Annotated in this window: 24 protein-coding genes and 1 pseudogene; 9 read left to right on the top strand and 16 right to left on the bottom strand. The window is 58.1% G+C overall.

The features are described from left to right. Positions 1 to 44: 44 nt before the first annotated feature. Entirely contained in the window at positions 45 to 1400 is a 1356-nt protein-coding gene (locus QPK31_RS18750; RefSeq protein WP_290424398.1) for a DUF5677 domain-containing protein, read from the bottom strand. A gap of 727 nt (positions 1401 to 2127) precedes the next feature. On the opposite strand from QPK31_RS18750, the gene sul2 reads away from it, so the two are divergent. Both sul2 and glmM read left to right on the top strand, forming a co-directional pair. Beyond that, positions 2128 to 2943 (top strand): sulfonamide-resistant dihydropteroate synthase Sul2, encoded by an 816-nt coding sequence (gene sul2 / locus QPK31_RS18745; protein WP_001043260.1) that lies wholly within the window; start codon positions 2128 to 2130, stop codon positions 2941 to 2943. Between the two features lie 86 nt (positions 2944 to 3029). Next, a pseudogene (gene glmM / locus QPK31_RS18740) lies at positions 3030 to 3272 on the top strand (phosphoglucosamine mutase); the annotation flags it as partial. A gap of 235 nt (positions 3273 to 3507) precedes the next feature. Here the strand turns inward: glmM and QPK31_RS18735 are convergent. From QPK31_RS18735 to QPK31_RS18725, 3 genes are all read right to left on the bottom strand, one after another. After that, positions 3508 to 5001, bottom strand: coding sequence for an IS91-like element ISVsa3 family transposase (locus QPK31_RS18735; protein WP_001120888.1), 1494 nt, complete (start codon positions 4999 to 5001; stop codon positions 3508 to 3510). Positions 5002 to 5211: 210 nt separating this feature from the next. Beyond that, positions 5212 to 5436: a hypothetical protein gene (locus tag QPK31_RS18730; RefSeq protein WP_000743213.1), complete on the bottom strand. Its 225-nt coding sequence runs from the start codon at positions 5434 to 5436 to the stop codon at positions 5212 to 5214. Next, positions 5433 to 6170, bottom strand: a complete 738-nt coding sequence (locus tag QPK31_RS18725) for a recombinase family protein (RefSeq protein ID WP_001366550.1) — start codon at positions 6168 to 6170, stop codon at positions 5433 to 5435. The genes QPK31_RS18730 and QPK31_RS18725 overlap by 4 nt, the downstream gene beginning before the upstream one ends. A gap of 147 nt (positions 6171 to 6317) precedes the next feature. Here QPK31_RS18725 and QPK31_RS18720 point away from each other — a divergent pair, with 147 nt between their 5' ends. The 5 genes from QPK31_RS18720 (at position 6318) to QPK31_RS18700 (ending at position 9299) form a co-directional block, all read left to right on the top strand. Continuing rightward, entirely contained in the window at positions 6318 to 6650 is a 333-nt protein-coding gene (locus QPK31_RS18720) for a helix-turn-helix transcriptional regulator (protein WP_000447876.1), read from the top strand. Further along, positions 6647 to 7414, top strand: a complete 768-nt coding sequence (gene arsH / locus QPK31_RS18715; RefSeq protein ID WP_001239389.1) for an arsenical resistance protein ArsH — start codon at positions 6647 to 6649, stop codon at positions 7412 to 7414. The genes QPK31_RS18720 and arsH overlap by 4 nt, the downstream gene beginning before the upstream one ends. After that, complete coding sequence (locus tag QPK31_RS18710) at positions 7411 to 7917, top strand: arsenate reductase ArsC (protein ID WP_000140066.1); 507 nt, start codon at positions 7411 to 7413, stop codon at positions 7915 to 7917. Before arsH ends, QPK31_RS18710 begins: the two co-directional genes overlap by 4 nt. Further along, positions 7914 to 8981: an ACR3 family arsenite efflux transporter gene (gene arsB, locus QPK31_RS18705; RefSeq protein WP_001272375.1), complete on the top strand. Its 1068-nt coding sequence runs from the start codon at positions 7914 to 7916 to the stop codon at positions 8979 to 8981. The genes QPK31_RS18710 and arsB overlap by 4 nt, the downstream gene beginning before the upstream one ends. Before the next feature lie 114 nt (positions 8982 to 9095). Next, the gene (locus QPK31_RS18700; protein WP_000131871.1) at positions 9096 to 9299 is read left to right on the top strand and encodes a hypothetical protein; all 204 of its coding nucleotides are present in this window, start codon (positions 9096 to 9098) and stop codon (positions 9297 to 9299) included. Positions 9300 to 9335: 36 nt separating this feature from the next. On the opposite strand, the gene QPK31_RS18695 is transcribed toward QPK31_RS18700, so the two are convergent. The 12 genes from QPK31_RS18695 to guaB all read right to left on the bottom strand — a co-directional run bounded on the left by QPK31_RS18695 (position 9336) and on the right by guaB (position 20505). Next, entirely contained in the window at positions 9336 to 9560 is a 225-nt protein-coding gene (locus QPK31_RS18695) for a type I toxin-antitoxin system ptaRNA1 family toxin (RefSeq protein ID WP_000211355.1), read from the bottom strand. A gap of 63 nt (positions 9561 to 9623) precedes the next feature. Next, positions 9624 to 9872 carry a hypothetical protein gene (locus QPK31_RS18690; RefSeq protein ID WP_000213809.1) on the bottom strand — a complete coding sequence of 83 codons (249 nt, stop codon included), beginning with the start codon at positions 9870 to 9872 and terminating at the stop codon, positions 9624 to 9626. A gap of 4 nt (positions 9873 to 9876) precedes the next feature. Then, the gene (gene trbL / locus QPK31_RS18685) at positions 9877 to 11304 is read right to left on the bottom strand and encodes a P-type conjugative transfer protein TrbL (protein WP_001405816.1); all 1428 of its coding nucleotides are present in this window, start codon (positions 11302 to 11304) and stop codon (positions 9877 to 9879) included. Positions 11305 to 11314: 10 nt separating this feature from the next. After that, positions 11315 to 11551, bottom strand: coding sequence for an entry exclusion lipoprotein TrbK (trbK, locus tag QPK31_RS18680; protein ID WP_000718002.1), 237 nt, complete (start codon positions 11549 to 11551; stop codon positions 11315 to 11317). Positions 11552 to 11563: 12 nt separating this feature from the next. Continuing rightward, positions 11564 to 12343 carry a P-type conjugative transfer protein TrbJ gene (trbJ, locus tag QPK31_RS18675; protein WP_000836966.1) on the bottom strand — a complete coding sequence of 260 codons (780 nt, stop codon included), beginning with the start codon at positions 12341 to 12343 and terminating at the stop codon, positions 11564 to 11566. Positions 12344 to 12483: 140 nt separating this feature from the next. Next, positions 12484 to 12672, bottom strand: coding sequence for a stabilization protein (locus QPK31_RS18670; RefSeq protein ID WP_000024442.1), 189 nt, complete (start codon positions 12670 to 12672; stop codon positions 12484 to 12486). A gap of 1032 nt (positions 12673 to 13704) precedes the next feature. After that, the gene (gene repC / locus QPK31_RS18665; protein WP_000743064.1) at positions 13705 to 14586 is read right to left on the bottom strand and encodes a replication protein C, IncQ-type; all 882 of its coding nucleotides are present in this window, start codon (positions 14584 to 14586) and stop codon (positions 13705 to 13707) included. After that, positions 14573 to 15400: a helicase RepA family protein gene (locus tag QPK31_RS18660; RefSeq protein ID WP_001162384.1), complete on the bottom strand. Its 828-nt coding sequence runs from the start codon at positions 15398 to 15400 to the stop codon at positions 14573 to 14575. The genes repC and QPK31_RS18660 overlap by 14 nt, the downstream gene beginning before the upstream one ends. A gap of 4 nt (positions 15401 to 15404) precedes the next feature. Beyond that, positions 15405 to 15626 carry an AlpA family transcriptional regulator gene (locus QPK31_RS18655; protein WP_290424397.1) on the bottom strand — a complete coding sequence of 74 codons (222 nt, stop codon included), beginning with the start codon at positions 15624 to 15626 and terminating at the stop codon, positions 15405 to 15407. A 147-nt stretch (positions 15627 to 15773) separates the two neighbouring features. Beyond that, the gene (locus QPK31_RS18650; RefSeq protein ID WP_000954590.1) at positions 15774 to 16976 is read right to left on the bottom strand and encodes a site-specific integrase; all 1203 of its coding nucleotides are present in this window, start codon (positions 16974 to 16976) and stop codon (positions 15774 to 15776) included. 304 nt (positions 16977 to 17280) lie between these two features. Then, the gene (guaA, locus tag QPK31_RS18645; RefSeq protein ID WP_290424396.1) at positions 17281 to 18891 is read right to left on the bottom strand and encodes a glutamine-hydrolyzing GMP synthase; all 1611 of its coding nucleotides are present in this window, start codon (positions 18889 to 18891) and stop codon (positions 17281 to 17283) included. A 153-nt stretch (positions 18892 to 19044) separates the two neighbouring features. After that, on the bottom strand, positions 19045 to 20505 hold the full coding sequence (guaB, locus tag QPK31_RS18640) for an IMP dehydrogenase (RefSeq protein ID WP_290424395.1): 1461 nt from the start codon (positions 20503 to 20505) through the stop codon (positions 19045 to 19047). Between the two features lie 154 nt (positions 20506 to 20659). Here guaB and QPK31_RS18635 point away from each other — a divergent pair, with 154 nt between their 5' ends. Both QPK31_RS18635 and QPK31_RS18630 read left to right on the top strand, forming a co-directional pair. Further along, entirely contained in the window at positions 20660 to 21250 is a 591-nt protein-coding gene (locus QPK31_RS18635) for a DUF4124 domain-containing protein (protein WP_290424394.1), read from the top strand. 103 nt (positions 21251 to 21353) lie between these two features. After that, entirely contained in the window at positions 21354 to 21839 is a 486-nt protein-coding gene (locus tag QPK31_RS18630; RefSeq protein WP_290424393.1) for a PAS domain-containing protein, read from the top strand. Positions 21840 to 21851: the final 12 nt, after the last annotated feature.

Here is a 21851-nt window from a genome sequence, read left to right as displayed (position 1 = left end):
TGCACAAAGACTGCCGAGGCTCTTCCTTGGCTCAACATCTGTTTTCACTTTGTACCCTGTGCACGTACACCCCGGCGCATTCCGCGAGTCTTGCTACGTTCTGATGCAGATTGACGCTGTGATGCCTTGCGCATCAGTATTTTTGCGCGCGGCGTTTGGGCAGACATCCCACGTTGTGCCTTCGCTATCTGCTCACAAATTTTGGATGCATGGTTTTGCATCACGATGCTCATGGTGATCAAGTCGGCATTCTCCGTCGTGAGACAAAGTTCAGCGACCAGCATCGATAACGATGCGGTCGTATAGTGTGCTGCGACTTCACAGCCATATGCTGCAGGAACAACTGTGCTATCGGCTCCACTTACTTCAACACTTATCCGCGTCAGCGTGGCCAGCGCTCCACCATGAACCGTACTGTTTGCTCGCTGATAGCCACGCCTTAGAATATCGAGTCCTACAAGGCTCTCCAGCTCTCTAAACGTTGTCCGGGCACGGCCAAGCTCAATAGACGCCCACCCTAGATCTCCCCCAAAAGCCGATCCATATTTACTAGTCAATTGAACTTTTTGTCTGCGCAAGTGCGCCACAAAGCGATCACGGTCGCGGTCGCGGTCATTGTCCGTCCCACTGGCCCTGTCTATTTCCAAGAGTCGCAATTCCTCGATCTGGTGATGCGCCAAATACATTTCGGCACATCGATCCGGCTGCTTAGCTATGAACATGCTGATTACACAAAGCTCGTGAAGCGAACGCCACCGGGCCAGTGCCCCATCCGCATATCCTGCTTTTGTCAAAGCGACGATCTCGCCGACGATCTCATAGGCCCGGCCAACGAGTCGATTCAATGCAAATGCCGTGTTCGGTTGCTTGTAAGGACCACTCTGAAGGTCCTGCGCATGATGCCCCCATTCCAGCGCAAGATGCCTCAAAAAATCCAGTTGGTCGAATACATCACCCCAGATACGATGCACTGCCTTGGAACGGACTTCATGTGCCAGTTTGAGCTCGGCCATATGTTCGATCAGATGCTCGGACATATGGTCACTAAATATCCTGGCTACCGAAGCCAGCGCCTCTGGTATCGCTTCGGTTACCGCAGAAATGACATCATCCATGACCTCAGGCAGTGACTTCGTTATATCGTCGACGAGGGCTTGCAAGTTCACCTGCCTGTCGCTTTCGGTCGCGCCGAGAACACATAGCGGATCCAGATCAATTTCGAGTGCTCCATCCTCTGCGCTTAGAATTGCAGACGACAGTTGTTGAATTTCGTTCTCTGTCAGCAGAAGACTTCTCTGACTTGCCGCTTTGGCAAGAGCGATTGATAATATTCTCTTTTCGGAACTTACTTCAGCAACTTTACGGTCAATTGCATTTTGAATCCAAGTCATCTTTTTCATAGACGGCCCAAGCATTCCTAAATCCGCGGTATCATATCCGTGCGTTCAAAAAGGCATTTTTTACATGTTCCGTCACTTCTGCCACCGGGTCATTGAACTGACCGGATCCCGAGAAGCGCACCACACTGCGGCCCTGCAGAAAGCAGTGAAACTGATTTGTTGTTTATCTAAACGCCAGATACCCTTGTGACGACAGGCGCGGTGTTGCTGTCGCTGTCGCTGTCGCTGTCGCTTACAGAGCAATAATCTCTTTGGATTGCGCGATAAGTAAGCATAATCGCGAAAAGTCGTTTCCATCAATAATTCGTGCTTTACTGCGTCGGCCACTGGTATCGCCGTTAAATTGGAAATAAAAAGCCCCTGAAATCAGGGGCTTCGATGTGCTCTAATGCCTGAGCTCGCCAGCTCCTGCGGAGCCGTTATTTATTCCCACTCTATTGTAAACAAGACATTTTTATCTTTTATATTCAATGGCTTATTTTCCTGCTAATTGGTAATACCATGAAAAATACCATGCTCAGAAAAGGCTTAACAATATTTTGAAAAATTGCCTACTGAGCGCTGCCGCACAGCTCCATAGGCCGCTTTCCTGGCTTTGCTTCCAGATGTATGCTCTTCTGCTCCTGCAGCTAATGGATCACCGCAAACAGGTTACTCGCCTGGGGATTCCCTTTCGACCCGAGCATCCGTATGAGACTCATGCTCGATTATTATTATAGAAGCCCCCATGAATAAATCGCTCATCATTTTCGGCATCGTCAACATAACCTCGGACAGTTTCTCCGATGGAGGCCGGTATCTGGCGCCAGACGCAGCCATTGCGCAGGCGCGTAAGCTGATGGCCGAGGGGGCAGATGTGATCGACCTCGGTCCGGCATCCAGCAATCCCGACGCCGCGCCTGTTTCGTCCGACACAGAAATCGCGCGTATCGCGCCGGTGCTGGACGCGCTCAAGGCAGATGGCATTCCCGTCTCGCTCGACAGTTATCAACCCGCGACGCAAGCCTATGCCTTGTCGCGTGGTGTGGCCTATCTCAATGATATTCGCGGTTTTCCAGACGCTGCGTTCTATCCGCAATTGGCGAAATCATCTGCCAAACTCGTCGTTATGCATTCGGTGCAAGACGGGCAGGCAGATCGGCGCGAGGCACCCGCTGGCGACATCATGGATCACATTGCGGCGTTCTTTGACGCGCGCATCGCGGCGCTGACGGGTGCCGGTATCAAACGCAACCGCCTTGTCCTTGATCCCGGCATGGGGTTTTTTCTGGGGGCTGCTCCCGAAACCTCGCTCTCGGTGCTGGCGCGGTTCGATGAATTGCGGCTGCGCTTCGATTTGCCGGTGCTTCTGTCTGTTTCGCGCAAATCCTTTCTGCGCGCGCTCACAGGCCGTGGTCCGGGGGATGTCGGGGCCGCGACACTCGCTGCAGAGCTTGCCGCCGCCGCAGGTGGAGCTGACTTCATCCGCACACACGAGCCGCGCCCCTTGCGCGACGGGCTGGCGGTATTGGCGGCGCTGAAAGAAACCGCAAGAATTCGTTAACTGCACATTCGGGATATTTCTCTATATTCGCGGTTCAGCAGGCATGTCCCCTTTGAGGGCGACCCGACGACAGGATAATCGACCTTATGGTGCGCAAATATTTCGGCACAGACGGTATTCGTGGCAAAGCCAACGAAGGCGCGATGACGGCGGAAACCGCCTTGCGCGTCGGCATGGCGGCTGGCCGTGTCTTTCGTCGCGGTGACCACCGCCATCGTGTCGTGATCGGCAAGGATACGCGCCTGTCGGGCTATATGCTTGAACCCGCGCTCACAGCCGGTTTCACCTCGATGGGCATGGACGTATTCCTTTTTGGCCCGCTGCCGACAACGTATAGGAAGAATAAACGCCCTTTTCACCCAAGTCCAACAGCTTTGGACCGCAGTTGACTCTTTCGACACCCCTGCGATGCAACCCAATCCGGCTGACGGGGAGCCAGCAACGCTGAAAATTTACCCTCCTCTTTCCCACTAGCGGCTCCTTTTCCGACAACCAGCACGGCGGATCCCTGCCGCGGCGCTGTGAACGCAGCATTTTGATTGGTATCGTTGGCCTTCAGGCTCGTCAGTCAAACAGACCCAGGAGCAGCTCAGCCGGTGGCGCCCGGCTTTCGGGTAACGCCCTGGTCCCGCTGGTTTCGGCTTTGTGCTTCAGGTGATCAAGGATCTGCTTGATCACTATAGGGTCTTCAATGCAGGCGATGACTTTCATGGCGCCGCCGCAGCCGCTGCAGGTCTCGATGTCGATATTGAAAACACGCTTGAGCCGTTGCGCCCATGTCATCGACGCTCGCCGTTGTGCTGGTGTTGCCGGTTCATCAGCCACCCTGACCTTGTTGCCCCTGCCCCGTTTTGCCGGCGTGACCAACGCCCGGTGCCGACTGTTGGGTGCGAACACCCCGTGGAAGCGGGTTAGGTTGACTCTGGGCTTCGGTACCAGGGCGGCCAGCCTTGCAATGAAATCCAATGGTTCGAAAATGACGTGCGTGGTGCCGTCCCGGTACGGCGTCTTGAGCTGGTAGCGCACGTTGCCGCCTCGTGTTAACGACAGCCGCTTCTCGGATACCGCCGGGCGGCTGATGTACCGGCACAGCCGTTCGAGCTTCTTGCGTTCATCGGCCCTGGCCGCCACGCCGGCGTGCAGGCTGGACCCGGCTACCTTGCCAATCCCGTCACCGAACGGATCACCACTGGTCGGCAGAGTTTGCAAAGTGAACACCTTTCGCCCCGCCTGTGAACCGACAGCGATACGGTAAGTGATCGAGTGCCCCAGCAGGGGTGTCATCGGGTCGTCATCCACCGCATCCGAGGCCAGATAGCTGTTTTCGACATCCCGTTCCAGCAGGCCTTGCCGTTCCAGATAGCGACCCACCCGGTGGGCGATGGTGTGCGTCAGCTGGGTGAGCTCTGGGCTGGTCGGCGCCTTGACCCAGCGGAAACGCGCTGAGCCGTGGGATTGCTCGACATACACACCGTCGAGAAACAGCATGTGGAAGTGAACATTCAGATTGAGCGCCGATCCAAAACGCTGGATCAGGGTGACCGCGCCCGTCTTGGCCACTTGGTGGGTATGGCCCGCTTTCTTGACCAGGTGCGTGGCAATGACGCGGTAAACGATGCCCAGCACCCACCCCATGATCTCGGGCCGGCTGGCAAACAGGAAACGCAGCTGAAACGGGAAGCTCAACACCCACTGACGCATGGGTTGTTCAGGCAGTACTTCATCAACCAGCAAGGCGGCACTTTCGGCCATCCGCCGCGCCCCACAGCTCGGGCAGAAACCGCGACGCTTACAGCTGAAAGCGACCAGGTGCTCGGCGTGGCAAGACTCGCAGCGAACCCGTAGAAAGCCATGCTCCAGCCGCCCGCATTGGAGAAATTCTTCAAATTCCCGTTGCACATAGCCCGGCAATTCCTTTCCCTGCTCTGCCATAAGCGCAGCGAATGCCGGGTAATACTCGTCAACGATCTGATAGAGAAGGGTTTGCTCGGGTCGGTGGCTCTGGTAACGACCAGTATCCCGATCCCGGCTGGCCGTCCTGGCCGCCACATGAGGCATGTTCCGCGTCCTTGCAATACTGTGTTTACATACAGTCTATCGCTTAGCGGAAAGTTCTTTTACCCTCAGCCGAAATGCCTGCCGTTGCTAGACATTGCCAGCCAGTGCCCGTCACTCCCACTCGATTGTAAACAAGCACACAAAACCCTTTAGTGACAACAATTTGCAAGAACTATCAGGCTCAGTGCCATGAAAAATACCATGACCAGATCATGAGGTTGAACACGGCTTGCGCCGGCAGCGTTCACGCTCCTGGTCGGCGATCTCGCCCGGCTGCAATGCTAGCTCAGCATCGGTCATGCGCTCCAGCACGTCGCGTAGGCGGATGGTGCAAGGAATGGGCGGCAGCTCGAACTCATAGCCGCCGGCGATCATTTCGGCCGCAATCTCCTCGGTGATGAAAAACGGCTCGTCGTCTTGGTTCGGCTTCTTCATGCCCTTTCCTCCTGGCGCTCATCCTGGCCGACAGCGGCCAGGGCATCGGCTTCCGTCAATGCGTCCTCCACGAACGCGCCGTGCTGCTTCGCTTCGGCCTGGCTGACCTCGGCCCATATCCGTTTCACCTGGGCCGCACTGTACCCGGCCAGCTCGGCGGTCTTGTTGATGCTGTAGCCGGACTTGCGCAGCGCGACAACTTGGGCGCGGCGCTTCGGATCAGCACGGCGGCCCTTGTACCGCCCGGCCTGGCGGGCCAACTCAATGCCTTGGCGCTGGCGTTCGCGCCTGTCCTCGTAGTCGTCGCGGGCCATCTGCAAGGCCAGGCGAAAAAGCATGATCTGCACGGCTTCCAGCACGATCTTGGCGACGCCCTGGGCCTCGGCCGCCAGGTCGGATAGATCGACCACGCCAGGGACGGCCAGGCGTGCGCCTTTGGCCTGTATCGAGGCCACCAGGCGCTCGGCCTCGGGCAAAGGTAGGCGGCTGATGCGGTCGATCTTCTCGGCAATGACCACCTCGCCGGGCTGTAGGTCGCCGATCATGCGCAGCAGCTCAGGCCGGTCGGCGCGTGCGCCGGATGCCTTCTCACGGTAGATGCCGGCGACGTAGTAGCCGGCGGCCTTCGCGGCCGTAGTGATCGCCTCTTGGCGTTCCAAGTCCTGCGCGTCGGTGCTGACGCGCAGATAGACCCGCGCCACCATCGGCGCGGCTACTGGCTTCGTCCTGCGCATACTTGCGGGCTCCTTTGGGCATACTCAAATGCACCCATCTTAAACTGGCAGGCCAATTTATCACATATCGATCTAAATGCGCCTAGCTCATTTTTACAGCTTAAATGAGCTATTGAGCACACTCCATATTTCGACTATTATTGAAACATGGAAACGATAAATGCTGTAGCCGCCCTGGCGGCCATCGCTCAAGAATCGCGCCTCGCGGTGTTCCGGCTTCTCGTCCAGGCCGGCCCCGCCGGCATGGCCGCCGGAAAAATCAGCGAAGCGGCCGGCATCCCGCCGTCTTCGCTATCCTTCCACCTGAAAGAGCTGGCACACGCCGGCATGGTCACGTCGCGGCAAGAAGGCCGATTTGTGATCTACGAGGCGAACTTTTCGACGGCCACTAACCTGGTGGCCTTTCTCACGGAAAACTGCTGCGGCGGCCAGGTGTGCAACCTGTCTTGCACCACGGAAGCCGGGAAGGTGTTGGCATGAGACTTCGCCATCTTTCCGACCCCGATTCTTTGCCCGCTTTGGACAAATCCTTTGCCATCGAGCGCCCGGCGCTCGGGCTGGCACCCGACGCCCCGCCGGTGCGTATCCTGCTGCTGTATGGCTCGCTGCGCGCCCGCTCGTTCTCACGGCTGGCCGTCGAGGAAGCGGCCCGGCTGCTGCAATTCTTTGGCGCAGAAACACGCATCTTCGACCCGTCCGATTTGCCGTTGCCCGATCAAGTGCAAAGCGACGATCACCCGGCCGTCAAGGAGCTGCGCGCCCTGTCCGAGTGGTCAGAGGGACAAGTCTGGTGCAGCCCGGAACGCCACGGTCAGATTACCAGTGTCATGAAGGCGCAGATTGACCATCTGCCGCTTGAAATGGCCGGCATCCGGCCGACCCAAGGCCGCACCCTGGCCGTGATGCAGGTATCCGGCGGCTCGCAGAGCTTCAACGCCGTGAACACCTTGCGTCTGCTCGGCCGCTGGATGCGAATGTTCACCATTCCGAACCAGTCGAGTATCGCCAAAGCGTTCCAAGAGTTCGACGCGGCGGGCCGCATGAAGCCCTCGCCGTACTACGACCGAATAGCCGATGTGATGGAAGAACTGGTGCGCTTCACGGCGCTGGTACGGCCGCACCGTGAAGCACTGACAGACCGCTATTCCGAACGGAAAGCGGCCGGCCACGTCATCGACGAGGCCACCGATCTTTCATCCATCGCCATTGCTCCCCAGCCACTACCAGAAAGCGAAACATCATGACCGAAAGAATCTATAACGTCCTCATCCTCTGCACCGGCAATTCGGCGCGCAGCATCATGGCCGAAGCTCTCATCAACACGATGGGGCAAGGGCGCTTCCGCGCCTACAGCGCCGGCAGTCACCCAACCGGCAAGGTCAATCCCTTCGCCGTCGAAAAGGTGGAGTCGGTGAATTACCCGACCGAGAATCTGCGCAGCAAGAGCTGGGACGAGTACGCCACGCCCGACGCACCGAAGATGGACTTCATCATCACCGTCTGCGACAACGCCGCCGGCGAAATGTGTCCGGTGTGGCCTGGTCAGCCGATCTCGGCGCATTGGGGATTTGAAGACCCGGCCGCCGTCGAAGGCACTGACGCCGAGAAGCGCCGGGCCTTCGAACAAACCTTCCGGCACATGATGAACCGCGTCCGCCTGTTCGTGAATCTGCCTCTCAAAATGCTTGACCAGACGGCCATCAAGCGCGAGCTGGCGAACATCGGCAAGACCGAGCAGGAAGCATGAGCGCCGGCGCACAGGCCATCGCCGCGAAGCCGCGCCAGGCCCCGATGAGCGGCTTCGAGCGTTACCTGACGCTGTGGGTGGCCCTGTGCATCGTCGCCGGTGTTGCGCTCGGCCAGGGCCTTCCTGACGTGTTCCAGGCCATAGGCCGCATGGAAGTGGCCCAGGTCAATTTGCCGGTGGGCCTGCTGATTTGGGTAATGATCGTCCCGATGCTGGTCAAGATCGACTTCGGGGCGCTGCACCAGGTCAAAGAGCATTGGCGCGGCATCGGCGTCACGCTGTTCGTGAATTGGGCCGTCAAGCCATTCTCGATGGCCCTGCTGGGGTGGCTGTTCATCCGACAAGTGTTCGCTCCGTTCCTGCCGGCCGATCAACTGGACAGCTACATCGCGGGCTTGATCTTGCTGGCCGCCGCGCCCTGCACGGCAATGGTGTTCGTGTGGAGCCGCCTTACCAACGGCGACCCGCTTTTCACGCTCTCGCAAGTGGCTCTGAACGACGCCATCATGATCGTGGCCTTCGCGCCCATCGTCGGCCTGCTGCTGGGCATGTCCTCGATCTCGGTGCCTTGGGACACGCTGCTGATTTCGGTCGTGCTCTACATCATCGTGCCGGTGATCCTGGCGCAGCTCTTGCGGCGGCATCTGCTCAAGCAAGGACAGGCCGCCTTTGAACGGGCCATGCAGAAGATCGGGCCGTGGTCGATGGCCGCGCTGCTGCTGACGTTGGTTCTACTGTTCGCCTTCCAGGGCGAGGCCATCATCCGGCAGCCGTTAGTGATCGCCATGCTAGCCGTGCCGATCTTGATTCAAGTGTTCTTCAATTCCGGGTTAGCCTACTGGCTGAACAAGCGGGCGGGGGAAAAGCACTCTGTCGCCTGTCCTTCGGCCCTGATCGGTGCCAGCAACTTCTTCGAGCTGGCCGTGGCGGCCGCCATCAGCTTGTTCGGTCTGCACTCCGGCGCTGCATTGGCAACCGTGGTCGGCGTCCTGGTCGAAGTGCCGGTGATGCTGCTGGTCGTGCGCGTGGTGAATCGCTCGAAGAGCTGGTACGAACGAGGTTGAACATGAGTAGGAAAAAACTGAGGAAATGATTGCAGATTGCCGCGCCGGCCGCTTCCTGGCGCATTCGATCACTGACCTGGAACACCTAGTATCCATGCTTGCTGAGGTCGCCCGATGACAGACCCAAAGAACCTAGAGAACAGGCTGCATGAGAAGGCCGACCCGGCCCGCGCCGTTTCCACTGGTCGGGTGCGCTACACACTGGCCGAACTACTGGCCGACGCGGAAGCATCCGGGGCTTACCCGCTGCCGCCGGAGGAACGCGAATGGATGGATGCGCCGTCTGTGGGTCGGGAATGGCCAAACAGTGAAGATTGAAAAAGGCGGCCAGTTCGAGTGGCCGCCCTTTCGTCATTAGCTGCACGCTTGGCGCAAGGCGTTCATTGCTTCTTGAAAATCAGCCTGTGTCGCCCGGCCCGTTTCAGCTTGGTAGTACACCACCATAAAAGCATTAGCGACGGCTTCGGCCAATGGCCCAAGGCTCCGCGCTTCCGCTTGGTTGATGTACTCCAAAGAAGAAAGAATAGCCGCTGCTTGATGCACTGCTTGCCCTGGTTCGATAATATGTTGTGTTGTCATAATTCACCTCTCCAGTAGGTGTTGATTGAAAGTGCCGGGCTGGTTGTGGCCAGCCCGGTGCGCCTACAGGTACAGCCCCGCCGCCTCCGCGAATGCTGACCGCTCATTCCTGCCGCCATTAACCTCAATACTTATCGGCTTAGTTTCGCTCTCTCTCATAGGGTCTGGCCGTGATACAAAAGCGGCTGTTTCTGTCTCTGCATCGACCTCGGTCGATTGATCACCCAGCGGCGAAATAAATACCTGGCTGACTTCTTCCCTTGGCGCTTCATCCAGGGCCGCCAATGCGGCCATGTATGTTGATGTCGTCATCGTGCTAACTCCTGACTTCGTTACTATCTGGGCCAGAATCGGCGCCCAAGCTATTGCCCTCGAACTGGCCAGATTGGCTTGCTTCTTTCGGCTCCATGCTTTCGCGTATCGAAGCAGCCAGTTTTCCGCCTGTGGTTTCGCTCACTCGCTCCTGGAATCCCTGCTTCACTTGAGAGCCGACACCCTTGGCTAACTCGGAGGCCGTGCCTGTGGCCAGCTTCGCGGCCTTGGCAAAGCCGCCACCGCTTGAGCTACTGCCGCTGTCACCAAAGCCAGCCGCTTGGGCGAATGGGCTACTGCCAGCAGTACCCGCTTCACCACCACCGTTTCCGCCACTGCTGACAACTGACCCCATGCTGGACATGTCACCGCCGGTTTCCATACTCGCTGATGCTTTCTGAAAAGCCGCTTGGAGTGCACTTGCACCTCCGGCTGCACCGGCTGCGGCACCCATAACCGCTTTACCTGCCAGGGCAGCGCCGCCAGTTGCCATACTGGCCGCCGTCACCGCCGCCCCAACTGCCGCACCCGCACCGAAGTTTCCAATTCCACCGGCTGCGCCAATACCACCACCAGACACAAGACCAGAAATCATCGGCGGAACTTTGTTGACCAAGAAAAGCAAGATGACCGATATAACCAACATCACGGCCAGTTCCTGGGATGCCATGTTCTCGCTGATTTGCGTGTAGTAGTGATTGATGAACTCTTTGCCAATCGCAACCAGAAGCACCATTGCCATAAGCTGTGCGGCCAGGCCCAGCACGGTCTTGTAGTAATTGATCGCCATGTCGGAAGTCCAACGACTTCCACCAAAGCCAAGGAAGAACACACCGGCATACAACAGAATCCAGGCTGATGCGAGCAACAGCAACAGGTTGACCGCAATCAACGCCAGGACAAACAAAACAGCCAGGGCCATTAGCTCCATGACCAGAGCAGTTGCCATCTGCCGCCATCCCAGCTCCGAGGTGGCCTGTACTGTGCGGTTGTATAACTCGAAACCAAGATCAAGGATGCTGGAGGGCCCAAGATTGCTATTGGAAAGTCCCCCCGCCTGCGCGCCCAGAGTTTGCAATGACTGAACAATCGTACCGGCGATATTCATGCCCTGGTTCGCATTCGTCAGCAACCACCAGAAAAAGCCGGTGAAGATCGTGAAGCGAACGAACTCCGCGAAGAACTCGCCAATGTCGGCCTTGCGCAAAGCCATCATGCCGAATGTCCAGACCATCGAAATCACAACCAGCGTCCAGAACAAACGCGATGCAGCGGACTCAATAGCTGGCCCCCATGTTGCGGCAGCATCATGAAAACGCTTGAGCACATCATTCATAACACCGCTGCTACTTAGCTCCTGCGCCATTGCAGGTTCAGCCAGCACCATTGTGGCGACCATCATCAAGCCACCTAGAGCAATTTTCTTTCTCATGGCGACCACCTCAATAATCATCTTTAGGGCTGGGCTTGAACTCCCACTGACGCATCTGCTTGGCCTTCTGGAATGCTCTGCATTCCTCGGTAAAGGCCTCTCGGTTCGCTTCGCTGCGCATTTCATTCAGTGCTGCCTGGAACGCATCGGGGGCACACGTCGCCGCATTTGGTTCGGGCATCCTTTCCTGTTCACATCCAGCCAACAACAGCAACGTAGCCGCGGTAGTAAAAAAGATTTTTTTCATCTCACCGCCTCCCTAGTAGTTGTCTGCCGGACTCGGGCGAAACGTCCAGGTACGCATTTGCTCGGCCCTGGCATCACCTCGCGCCTCGGCATCGAGTTCTGCTGCAATCCGGGCTGCCTCCGCGTTGTGTTGGGCGGTCAACATGGTGCGAATCTGCAAGAGCTGATTGGCCTGCTGGCTGGCGAGCTGGTTGGCGTAGCCGATGGCCTGTAGCTGGCCAGTTGCACCCTGGGCCGCGCCTTGCAGCCGCTCCAGGGTACGGGCGTCATCCTTCAAAGCCTTTTGCTGGTCGGCAACGGTCTGGAACAGGGCATCGTTGGCCTTCTTTTGCGACTCTGACGCCAGGCGGCGGTTCTCTTCCATCGCTGCCTTTTCGGCCGGCGTGCATCCGCCGCTGCCGTTGAAGCATGGCGAGCTGCGGTAATAGGCCACGTCCTGAAACTTGGCCAGGTAACGATCCAGGCTGCCTAGCTGGTTCTCGTAATAGGCCAGCGTGTTTTGCGCGGCAATCAGCCGGTTGATCGTAGTCTGCGCCTGATCCCAGATATACGCGGCTGGGGCCATCGTGTTCTGGAGCTGATTTTCGTACTGCTGCAACTGGGTCTGGTACTGCTCAATCTGCTTGAGCGTCTGCGCCACCGACTCGATGGCCGTCATGATGTTCTGGGCCAGGTTGCCGCCGTCGATGACGGGGATACCAGCTTGCACAGGGGCGGTGGTAGTGGTGATAAAGCCGGTTGCGAGTGCAACGGCTAGAGCGGTTTTTTTAGCCGCTAAAATTTTGGACTTCATGGTCGTACTCCGTCGATGAAAAGAAGGCATTGCCTTGACCAAGCGTTGTGCTTGTTCTCGGCAACGTTTCATCGAAGAGCTACGCCACTAGCTGATCGGTATTGCCCTTGGCGCTGAGGCCCGGACTTACAAACGTAAAACTACTCTGTTTTTTTATCGCTTTCGGACAAGCCAACTTCCCGGCCAATCTCTTCAAGCTCTAGCGGCTGTACTGCCGCCGTCAGTATTTCGCGTATTTCCGCGTCGGTGCTCCTATCGTTGAGCGCTGCTCGAACTTTCAACGCACGGTGCACCTCGGCGGGTAAATTCCTGATAAGCACATTTGCCATATCAATACCCTTTTGGTGTACCCGACAACCATGCTATCAAAGATATTAAAAATAGCAAGACCTATACTCTTGCAACCGGCGGTAGCCGATCAGCCCCGCAGGGCAGGATTCCCGTTGAGTGCCCCCGGCGCGAATAAGGGACAGTGAAGATAGATAACCGGCTTGCCGGTTAGCTAACTTCACCCATCCTGCCCGCATTTCACCCACTATTGAAAATCTAGCGCATATCGAACGTAAAGCGTTTTATCGTCAAACAAACACCGATTCTTGGCAACATAACCGTAATCGTCACCAAATCGGCCTGCAATCGACATAGTCGCTTCAAAATCGCTGCTCAATCGGCTTTAAATCGGAACCTAAAATGCCAACAATCGACACAAACCATTCGCCCCGATGGGGCGAGTTGGACGCCAAAAAAGAAGGGCATAACCCGCCCCTCAAGTGTCAATGAACACAAGAAATTTGCCTCCCCTCCCGTCATACCACTAAGGCGACGTATTGATACTTGAGGGGCAACCTTTCCTGATGTTGACACCTTCACGCAGGTTACTGGTTATGGGCGTCCAACACACACGGCTCATTCCTGCTTGGTAATAATAAGAATAATAATCTTCTTATTATTCTTACCGAACGAATGGGCACTGCTTAGCCATTTCACGTTTCGAGCCAAGGTTTCAGTACAGATAACTACAAGTGCACACAGCGGCCCTCCAGCACCGTTAGACGCAGATTCTGCTTCAGCTCATGGAATAAGGGACTCCGGGTTGTTTTCCCCTCTCACAAGGCGTTTCAGCGGCCACTGAAGCCGCCTTCTCTTCTTGGCGTTAAACCATCGGCCTATGGCCGATTGATAAAGCCCGCCAGGGCTTTATTGGCAAGGTCAGAACGCGCCCTCAAGGCGCGAGCTGCACCGCGCATGATGGATTATCTTTAGATAATCTTGGATGGATTTCCCAAACTGCCCGCAAAGCAGCGCACCGTCTGGGTTTTCCAAATTGGGACGGGGAACGTTACGACGGCAGAAGGGGAGCGTTACGACGGTAACAAGGGAACGTTACGACGGTAAACGGGTGCAGTTGCCGTGGGGCCAGGCCTCTTGATCTCCCATTTTCCCTTGGCGTATTCGTTCACTACCCAACCCACGGCGGCAAGTTCGGCCAGTGCCTTCCGGGCAGTCTGACGGCGTTTTTTCATAGCTTCGGCATTGGCTTCATCTGGCCAGACATAGCCGCAAAGCGTGTCCAGTTCCACGCGCCCGGATTTGCCGGGGTCGATCCAGCCGCATAGCCGTTGGTGCATCAGCCGTGCCGGATCAGTCTGTAGCACCCGCACTTCCGCCATGTCGATACGGGCATATGGACGATGCCCCAGGATCGCTTCGGCAATACGCGGATTCAGGGCAACCCATAGCCTGCCGTCCGTCTCGTCAAAAGCATGACTCATCAGGTGGAACGCGGCTTGCCGCCGTCCCTTCGTCACAAGGATGGTGACGTTCGACATGCGCAGCAGGCTGGCTTTGAGCGCCTTGATGTTGTCGCCGCTATCCGTCATGCCCGTTTCTGAGAGCAGTTTGGTCAGGCTCTCACGAACCACCAAGCCGTCTTGCTCAATGGCTTCGAAACGGGGTTCAAGGAATAGCCGTAGCTGTCGCCCCGTCTCACTGGTCGGTTCCGGGGTTAGCAAGATGCCGTTCGGGCCGCCAAGGGCCACGATGCCTTGCAAAAGACGCATATCATCGGCCCCGAGAGGTTCGAATCCGACGAAACGCATGGATTCGTCCTCGCCAAAGGTGTAGGTCACGTCCAGCTTGCAGCGTTTGCGATCGCCACGCTTGAGGCTGCGGAACAGGCCAGGTGCCAAACAGTGCGCGGGATCATGTCGGACGTGGGTCAGGTCATGCTTAGGCTTCTTCACGCTGTCTCCTTTTCACCTTGCACTGCCGCTCCAGTACAGCAGGCTTCAACACGCCGCCGTCGTGCCGTCTAAACCAGAGTTCTTGAAAAGGTGCGCCATAGTTGGCCTTGCTGACGCCAAAGCGGACAAAATACCCACGCTGACAATCATCGACCCCCAGTATCTCGGCCTCGCCTTGCGTCATGCCGGATAGGTACGATTGCCAACGGATGTTATCAACCAGTACGGACGATCCACGACTGGCCTGCTGTTGATCGCCCGACCCCATCATGGCTGCGCTTTTACTCGCGTGGTGCAGAAACACAATGGAGCAGCCTGTATCAGCGGCTATGGCCTCCATGTGCCCAACAACCTGCGCCATCGGCCCGCTAGCGTTCTCCTCCTCAATGTGGAAGCGCCGCAAAGTGTCCAAGATCATCAAGCGACGACCTTCAGCGGCTCGTTTGAGAGCATCGAACCAGCTAGCAGCCATGATGTTTGGGCATTTACCGATCAAGGGTTCAATGAGCAAACCATCAGCCACGGCTTGCCGTTCCGCTGCGCTGAGGTGTGCCCCAAGGGCGTGCAGACGATGGTGAATAGCGGCCGGTGGATCTTCAGCAGGCAGATAGACCACTTGCCCGGTGGGAAACTCGCCTATTTCAAGTAAATCAGGCCCGCCTGCAATCTGTGCAGCCAATTGAAGGGCCAACATGGATTTACCAGCCCCACCAGGCGACACAAGAGCACCAACAGTGCCAGCAACCATATTAGGCAGAACATAATCAATGGGTGGCGGCAATTCCGTGAAAGCCGCCATAAGATCAAGAGCCATATAACTAGCCCTCTATAGGGCCAGGTCGCGCAGCTTGATCACCCGATGATTTACGTGCCTCAATCCACTCTTCGACCTCTGACAAATCCCAGGCGACATTTCTATTGGTTAACGCGATACGGCGTGGAAAATCCCCTCGCTGCTCCAGGTTATAAATTGTTCGTGTCGAAAGCGGGATCATCTCCAGGAGCTTCTTCCTGTTGATGAGGGTCTTTATATTTTGCATGGGTCAATACCTCTCAAATGAATAGTTGCTATTCATCGAGTAGCTGCGCGAAGCAGCTAATCGGTAATTGACCTGCCCGATGCCAATGGCGGCCTTATTTATAAATTCACGGCATCAACTTCAATGCTATCAAAGATAGCAAAAACATCAACCCTTACTGCCTCCCGAAGTCCACTCATCAATCATATCGGCCCAATCCTGCAACATCGCCGCCCGCTGCTCGCGGTACTCAGCCTTGTTGTAGACAGCCCTCACGCCCTTCTGCTCGTGCGCCAGGCACTTCTCGATCCAGTCGGTGTTGTAGCCGGCCTCATGCAACAGCGTGCTGGCTGTGCGCCGCAAATCATGCGGTCCGAACTTGGTAAGTGACTTCCCATCTTTCTGCGCCGCCTTGTAAGTCAGCGTCAGCACCTGGTTAAGTGTGGCAGCGCTCATCGGCGCATCCGAGTCGTACCGTGATGGCAAAACGAAGTCGGAACCACCGGCAAAGGTTTTCATGGCAATGAAAATATCCAGAGCCTGCTGGGACAGAAATACCAGGTGCGGGTTACGGCGTTTCATCCGCTCCTTTGGAATCGTCCACAACGCTTCGCTGAAATTGATCTCGCTCCAGGTCGCATTGGTCAGCTCGCTCTTGCGCACCATCGTCAGCAATAACAGCTTGGCCGCCGCACGGTTTGTTGGGCTTGTGCCCACTCGCTCCATGTACTGGTACATCAGCCCAATTTCTTCTGGCGTCAACGCTCGGTCACGTGGCTCGAATCGAGCGATGCTTGTTGGGCGCACCAGTTCTGCCGGGTTTTCGACCTTCTGCCCACGCTCGATGGCCCAGCGAAATACCTGCAACACGATTTCACGCACATGAACGGCGGTGGCCGGTGCGCCTCGCTCAACAATGGCATCAGCCAGCGCCCGCAAGTCTTCGTGGGTGATCTCCACCAGCTTCTGATTGCTGAATTTCGGCTTCAGCTCACGCTCATAAACCGAGCGGCGCATATCGCGGGTGGAGTCGGCCATCTGGTAGCCACGCAGCCACTTCTCCGCCCAGGCACCGAACGTCTCTGCATCTTTCACCCGCGCCTTGTCTCGGGCTTTCTCCTTGGCCGGCGACTTGCCCGCCGCAACCATCTTCTTGGCGTCACCCAACAGCTCGCGGGCTTCGGCCAGGGTGATGCCACCGACACCATAACGCCCAAAGGTGATGGTCTCCTGCCGACCGTTGATTGAGTAGTTGTAACGGAACGAGATGGAGCCGGCTGGAGTCACTGCCACATAGAGACCTTCCCGGTCATTCACTTTGTAGAGTTTGTCCCTGGGCTTGAGATTGCGCAGCTTGGTATCGGTCAGCATGTACCTTGTCCTTCTTCGTCTCCGATACCATGCTGAAAAAATCTCGAATTTATCGTATTTTTTCTTACGAAACAGTAACTTATAGAATATTAATACCATGAACACACAAAAGAACGCAGCATGGTATCGGCATCAATCATGGCATCGCCAAACCATAATACCAGCTTTAATGCCATGCTCAAACGGTGCTTGGCGCTTCCTCCCGTTGCCAGATCGTGCCAAACACAAACAAAAAAAAGCCCGCAATTACGCGGGCTTAGCGGCATTTCATGCCATCAGGTGCCTGGCTGTGCCAGACGCGGAATCATTCCCACTCAATCGTCGCCGGCGGCTTCCCCGAAATATCATACACAACGCGATTCAACCCACGCACCTCGTTGATGATCCGGTTCGACACTTTACCCAGCAACGAATGCGGCAAATGCGCCCACTGCGCCGTCATGAAGTCCAGCGTCTGCACCGCGCGCAGCGCGACGACGTATTCATAAGTACGGCCATCGCCCATCACGCCGACCGATTTCACCGGCAGGAACACCGCAAACGCCTGCGACGTCGCCTCGTACCAGTTCACCGGCGCCTTGCCCGGATCGATCCCGGCCACCGCTGGCAGCTCGAACGGCGTATTCCTCAGCTCTTCGATGAAGATCGCATCCGCCTCGCGCAGCAGGTCGGCGTATTCCTTCTTTACTTCACCTAGGATACGCACGCCCAGGCCCGGCCCCGGGAACGGATGACGGTAGACCATGTCATGCGGCAGCCCCAGCGCCACGCCGAGTTTTCGCACTTCATCCTTGAACAGTTCGCGCAGCGGCTCCAGCAGCTTCAAATTCAAGGTCTCAGGCAGCCCGCCCACATTGTGGTGGCTCTTGATCGTCTGGCCCTTTTTACCTTTACCGGCCGACTCGATCACGTCCGGATAAATCGTTCCCTGCGCCAGCCACTTCGCGTTGGTCAGCTTGCCCGCCTCCACCTGGAACACTTCGACAAATTCGCGGCCGATGATCTTGCGTTTCTGCTCGGGATCGGTCACGCCGGCCAGGTGGCCCATGAACTGGTCTTCGGCATCGATGCGCAGCACCTTGACGCCGAGGTTCTTCGAGAACATGTCCATGACCATCTTGCCCTCGTCCTTGCGCAGCAGGCCGTGGTCGACGAACACGCAGGTCAGCTGGTCGCCGATGGCGCGGTGGATCAGGGCTGCGGCCACGCTGGAATCGACGCCGCCGGACAGGCCGAGGATGACTTCATCTGAACCGACTTGCGCGCGGATTTTTTCGACAGCTTCGCCGATGTAGTCCGGCATGTTCCAGTCGGATTTGCAGCCGCAGATCTCGTGCACGAAGCGGCCGATGATGGCTTCGCCTTGCGTGGTGTGGGTGACTTCCGGGTGGAATTGCAGTGCGTAGAAGCGGCGCTCTTCGTCGGCCATGGCAGCCACCGGGCAGCTGTCGGTCGAGCCCATCAGCTTGAAGCCTTCCGGCATTTCCAGGACCTTGTCGCCGTGGCTCATCCAGACCTTCAGCATGCCGTGGCCTTCGCCGGTGACGAAGTCGTTGATGCCGTTCAGCAGCCTGGTGTGGCCGCGGGCGCGCACTTCGGCGTAGCCGAATTCGCGTACTTTGCCGTTTTCGACCTTGCCGCCGAGCTGGGCGGCCATGGTTTGCATGCCGTAGCAGATGCCCAGCACCGGGACGCCGAGTTCGAACACGGCTTGCGGGGCGCGTGGGGAGTCGCCTTCCAGGGTCGAGTTGTGGCTGCCCGAGAGGATGACGCCGGAGGCGCCGTAGTTGCGGACGAAGTCGTCGCCGATGTCGTAGGGGAAGACTTCGGAGAAGACGCCGGCGTCGCGCACGCGGCGGGCGATCAGTTGGGTGACCTGGGAGCCGAAGTCGAGGATGAGGATTTTGGAGTGCATTGAGGCAGTCAAAAAGTAAGAATGTTGTGGTCGCCGGTAGATGCGTGTCGCGGATGTTCACATGGCGAGCGGTGGGCACGAGTGCCCACCCTACAAAGGCGGCTGAGCGCAGATTAATACCAAAAGCGGCCGTTATCGGCCGCTTATCAAGCATTATTCCGAACGGTAGTTCGGCGCTTCCTTGGTGATCTGGACGTCGTGGACGTGCGATTCGCGCATGCCGGCCGAGGTGATCTCGACGAATTCGGCGCGCTCGCGCAGTTCGTCGATCGTCGCGCAGCCGCAGTAGCCCATCGACTGGCGCACGCCGCCGACCAGCTGGTAGATGATCGCCAGCACGCTGCCCTTGTAGGCGACGCGGCCTTCGATGCCTTCCGGGACGAACTTCTCGGCCTTGGCCGAAGCATCCTGGAAGTAGCGGTCGGCCGAGCCTTCGGCCATCGCACCCAGCGAACCCATGCCGCGGTAGGACTTGTAGCTGCGGCCCTGGTACAGGATGACTTCGCCCGGCGCTTCCTCGGTACCGGCGAACATCGAGCCCATCATGACGGTGGAGGCGCCTGCCGCCAGGGCTTTCGAGACGTCGCCCGAGAAGCGGATGCCGCCGTCGGCGATGCAGGGCACGCCGGTGCCGGCCAATGCTTCGGCCACGTTCGAGATCGCGGTAATCTGCGGCACGCCGACGCCGGCGACGATACGGGTGGTGCAGATCGAGCCTGGGCCGATGCCGACTTTCACGGCGTCCGCGCCGGCCTCGACCAGCGCCTTGGCGGCGGCCGCGGTGGCGATGTTGCCGCCGATGACGTCCACGTGCGGGTAGCGGGTTTTAATCGTCTTGACGGCGTCCAGGATGCCTTGCGAGTGGCCGTGGGCGGTGTCGACCACCAGCACGTCGACGCCGGCAGCGACCAGCAGTTCCACGCGTTCGCGGTCCTTCTCGCCCACGCCGACGGCGGCGCCGACCAGCAGCTTGCCCTGCGCGTCTTTCGATGCGAACGGGTGCTCGTGCGACTTCAGGATGTCCTTCACGGTGATCAGGCCGCGCAGCTCGAAGGCTTCGTTGACGACCAGCACGCGCTCGAGGCGATGCTTGTTCATCAGGCGCTTGGCTTCTTCGGTGTCCGCTTCCTCGTTGACGTACACGAGTTTTTCGCGCGGGGTCATCTTGGTGCGGGTTTCCGCATCCAGGTCTTCCTCGAAACGCAGGTCGCGGTTGGTGATGATGCCGACCACCTGCTTGCCTTCGACGACAGGGAAGCCGGAGAAACCATGCTGGTGCTGCAGGGCGATGACGTCGCGGATGGTCATCGTCGGCGGGACGGTGATCGGGTCGCGCAACACGCCGGCTTCGAAGCGCTTCACGCGCGCGACTTCTCTAGCCTGGTCGGCCGGGCGCAAATTCTTGTGGATAATGCCGATGCCGCCTTCCTGGGCCATCGCAATGGCCAGGCGCGCCTCGGTCACGGTGTCCATGGCCGCGGACAGCAGCGGGATGTTCAGCGTAATGTTCCGGGTCAGCTTGGTACGGAGGGAAGTGTCAGCCGGAAGAACATTGGAGTAGGCCGGGACGAGCAGCACATCATCGAACGTGAGTGCTTTTTGGAGTAGACGCATAGCATTTTCCTATAGGCGCAAAAGTGAATTATACAGAAACCTGTGGTTCTCGGCGCACGGACCCTCGAAATTAATACCAGCCCAGCCTTATCCGCGATTGACAGCCGGGGTGAATCATGGCGAAATCTCGAATAGTTACGTAAGGAAATATTTGATGAAGCACTCCTCCCCTGCTCCACTGTTGCGCCGTGTCGCCGCCGTCGCCCTGCTGTTTGCCGCCGGCCTGGCCCAGGCGCAATTCGTGTGGGTCGATCCGAAAGGCGTGCGCCATTATTCCGACCAGCCGCCTCCGCCGGGCACGCCGCCGGCGCGCATCCTGAAGGCGCCTGGCCTGCCTGCGTTCGCAGCCCAACCGGCATCGGCCAGCGCCGCTGCCGCCAAGCCGGCGCAGCCGCCGTCCGCGCCTGCCCAGCCTCCGGGAACGGCCGCTGTCACGCCAGGCGCCCCGGCCGACGGCACGGCTGCCAAGGCGCCGAAAGGCCCGCAGACCCTGGCCGAAAAGGACGCCGATTTCCGCAAGCGCCAGAAGGAGAGCCAGGAAGCCGACCTCAAGGCCCAGGAAAAGGCGCGCATCGACGCGCAGAACGCCGAATACTGTTCCGAGGTCCGCAAGGCCAAGCAGATGTACGACTCGGGCATCCGCATTGCCGAAATGGGCCCGGATGGCCAGAAACGCTATCTCAGCGACGCCGAGCGCACCCAGCGCAGCGCCCGCGCCGGCGCCATGGCGGCCGAGTGCCGGTAACCTTCAAAATCCTCATTTTTCATAGCTAAATAGAAAGATTGTAATTTTACTGGCGCTCAAATTCGACAAATGCCACAATCCTGACCTTGACGGAGGATGAGTTATGGACGGCGTGGCAATTGCAGCGGCAGGCATCGGAATATTGGCGGGAGCTGGACTGACCGTCCTTGCCGCTGGGCTTACCGGTCGTCTTCAGCGCGTTCCCGCCCCTCTACTTAGAGATCCGGCGAGCGAACGACGCAAGGATGCGCTGGGCGCCGGCCAGCGGGTCAGCGTACTTGAACATGTACTCGACCTGGCAGGTATTGGCACTTATACCTGGGATCTGGAGAGCGATCAGCTCAGCTGGTCGTCCTGTAGCTACCGCATGTTTGGACAGCAGCCCGGTTCGCCCGTGACTTATGCCATGTTCCGGTCTCTTATCCACTCTGAGGATCTGGCGGCGGTCGAAGACGCGCTTGCCGCTTCATCGCGCGACCGCACCGACTACCAGATGCGCTATCGCCTTGTCGTCGGTAGCGATCAGGTTCGGTACATCCAGAGTAGCGGCAGGTCGTCTATGGCAAGGAAGGCAATCCTACGGGTTTGAACGGCGTCGTGA

Source organism: Massilia sp. YIM B02769 (assembly GCF_030411995.1).
GTDB lineage: Bacteria > Pseudomonadota > Gammaproteobacteria > Burkholderiales > Burkholderiaceae_D > Telluria.
This window is presented reverse-complemented; position numbering and strand designations above follow the sequence as displayed.

Bases quoted from the DNA above. Each gene is read 5' to 3' on its own strand.
- QPK31_RS18750 (WP_290424398.1), bottom strand. From the start codon at position 1,400: ATGAAAAAGATGACTTGGATTCAAAATGCAATTGACCGTAAAGTTGCT.
- sul2 (WP_001043260.1), top strand. From the start codon at position 2,128: ATGAATAAATCGCTCATCATTTTCGGCATCGTCAACATAACCTCGGAC.
- QPK31_RS18735 (WP_001120888.1), bottom strand. From the start codon at position 5,001: ATGCCTCATGTGGCGGCCAGGACGGCCAGCCGGGATCGGGATACTGGT.
- QPK31_RS18730 (WP_000743213.1), bottom strand. From the start codon at position 5,436: ATGAAGAAGCCGAACCAAGACGACGAGCCGTTTTTCATCACCGAGGAG.
- QPK31_RS18725 (WP_001366550.1), bottom strand. From the start codon at position 6,170: ATGCGCAGGACGAAGCCAGTAGCCGCGCCGATGGTGGCGCGGGTCTAT.
- QPK31_RS18720 (WP_000447876.1), top strand. From the start codon at position 6,318: ATGGAAACGATAAATGCTGTAGCCGCCCTGGCGGCCATCGCTCAAGAA.
- arsH (WP_001239389.1), top strand. From the start codon at position 6,647: ATGAGACTTCGCCATCTTTCCGACCCCGATTCTTTGCCCGCTTTGGAC.
- QPK31_RS18710 (WP_000140066.1), top strand. From the start codon at position 7,411: ATGACCGAAAGAATCTATAACGTCCTCATCCTCTGCACCGGCAATTCG.
- arsB (WP_001272375.1), top strand. From the start codon at position 7,914: ATGAGCGCCGGCGCACAGGCCATCGCCGCGAAGCCGCGCCAGGCCCCG.
- QPK31_RS18700 (WP_000131871.1), top strand. From the start codon at position 9,096: ATGACAGACCCAAAGAACCTAGAGAACAGGCTGCATGAGAAGGCCGAC.
- QPK31_RS18695 (WP_000211355.1), bottom strand. From the start codon at position 9,560: ATGACAACACAACATATTATCGAACCAGGGCAAGCAGTGCATCAAGCA.
- QPK31_RS18690 (WP_000213809.1), bottom strand. From the start codon at position 9,872: ATGACGACATCAACATACATGGCCGCATTGGCGGCCCTGGATGAAGCG.
- trbL (WP_001405816.1), bottom strand. From the start codon at position 11,304: ATGAGAAAGAAAATTGCTCTAGGTGGCTTGATGATGGTCGCCACAATG.
- trbK (WP_000718002.1), bottom strand. From the start codon at position 11,551: ATGAAAAAAATCTTTTTTACTACCGCGGCTACGTTGCTGTTGTTGGCT.
- trbJ (WP_000836966.1), bottom strand. From the start codon at position 12,343: ATGAAGTCCAAAATTTTAGCGGCTAAAAAAACCGCTCTAGCCGTTGCA.
- QPK31_RS18670 (WP_000024442.1), bottom strand. From the start codon at position 12,672: ATGGCAAATGTGCTTATCAGGAATTTACCCGCCGAGGTGCACCGTGCG.
- QPK31_RS18660 (WP_001162384.1), bottom strand. From the start codon at position 15,400: ATGGCTCTTGATCTTATGGCGGCTTTCACGGAATTGCCGCCACCCATT.
- QPK31_RS18655 (WP_290424397.1), bottom strand. From the start codon at position 15,626: ATGCAAAATATAAAGACCCTCATCAACAGGAAGAAGCTCCTGGAGATG.
- QPK31_RS18650 (WP_000954590.1), bottom strand. From the start codon at position 16,976: ATGCTGACCGATACCAAGCTGCGCAATCTCAAGCCCAGGGACAAACTC.
- guaA (WP_290424396.1), bottom strand. From the start codon at position 18,891: ATGCACTCCAAAATCCTCATCCTCGACTTCGGCTCCCAGGTCACCCAA.
- guaB (WP_290424395.1), bottom strand. From the start codon at position 20,505: ATGCGTCTACTCCAAAAAGCACTCACGTTCGATGATGTGCTGCTCGTC.
- QPK31_RS18635 (WP_290424394.1), top strand. From the start codon at position 20,660: ATGAAGCACTCCTCCCCTGCTCCACTGTTGCGCCGTGTCGCCGCCGTC.
- QPK31_RS18630 (WP_290424393.1), top strand. From the start codon at position 21,354: ATGGACGGCGTGGCAATTGCAGCGGCAGGCATCGGAATATTGGCGGGA.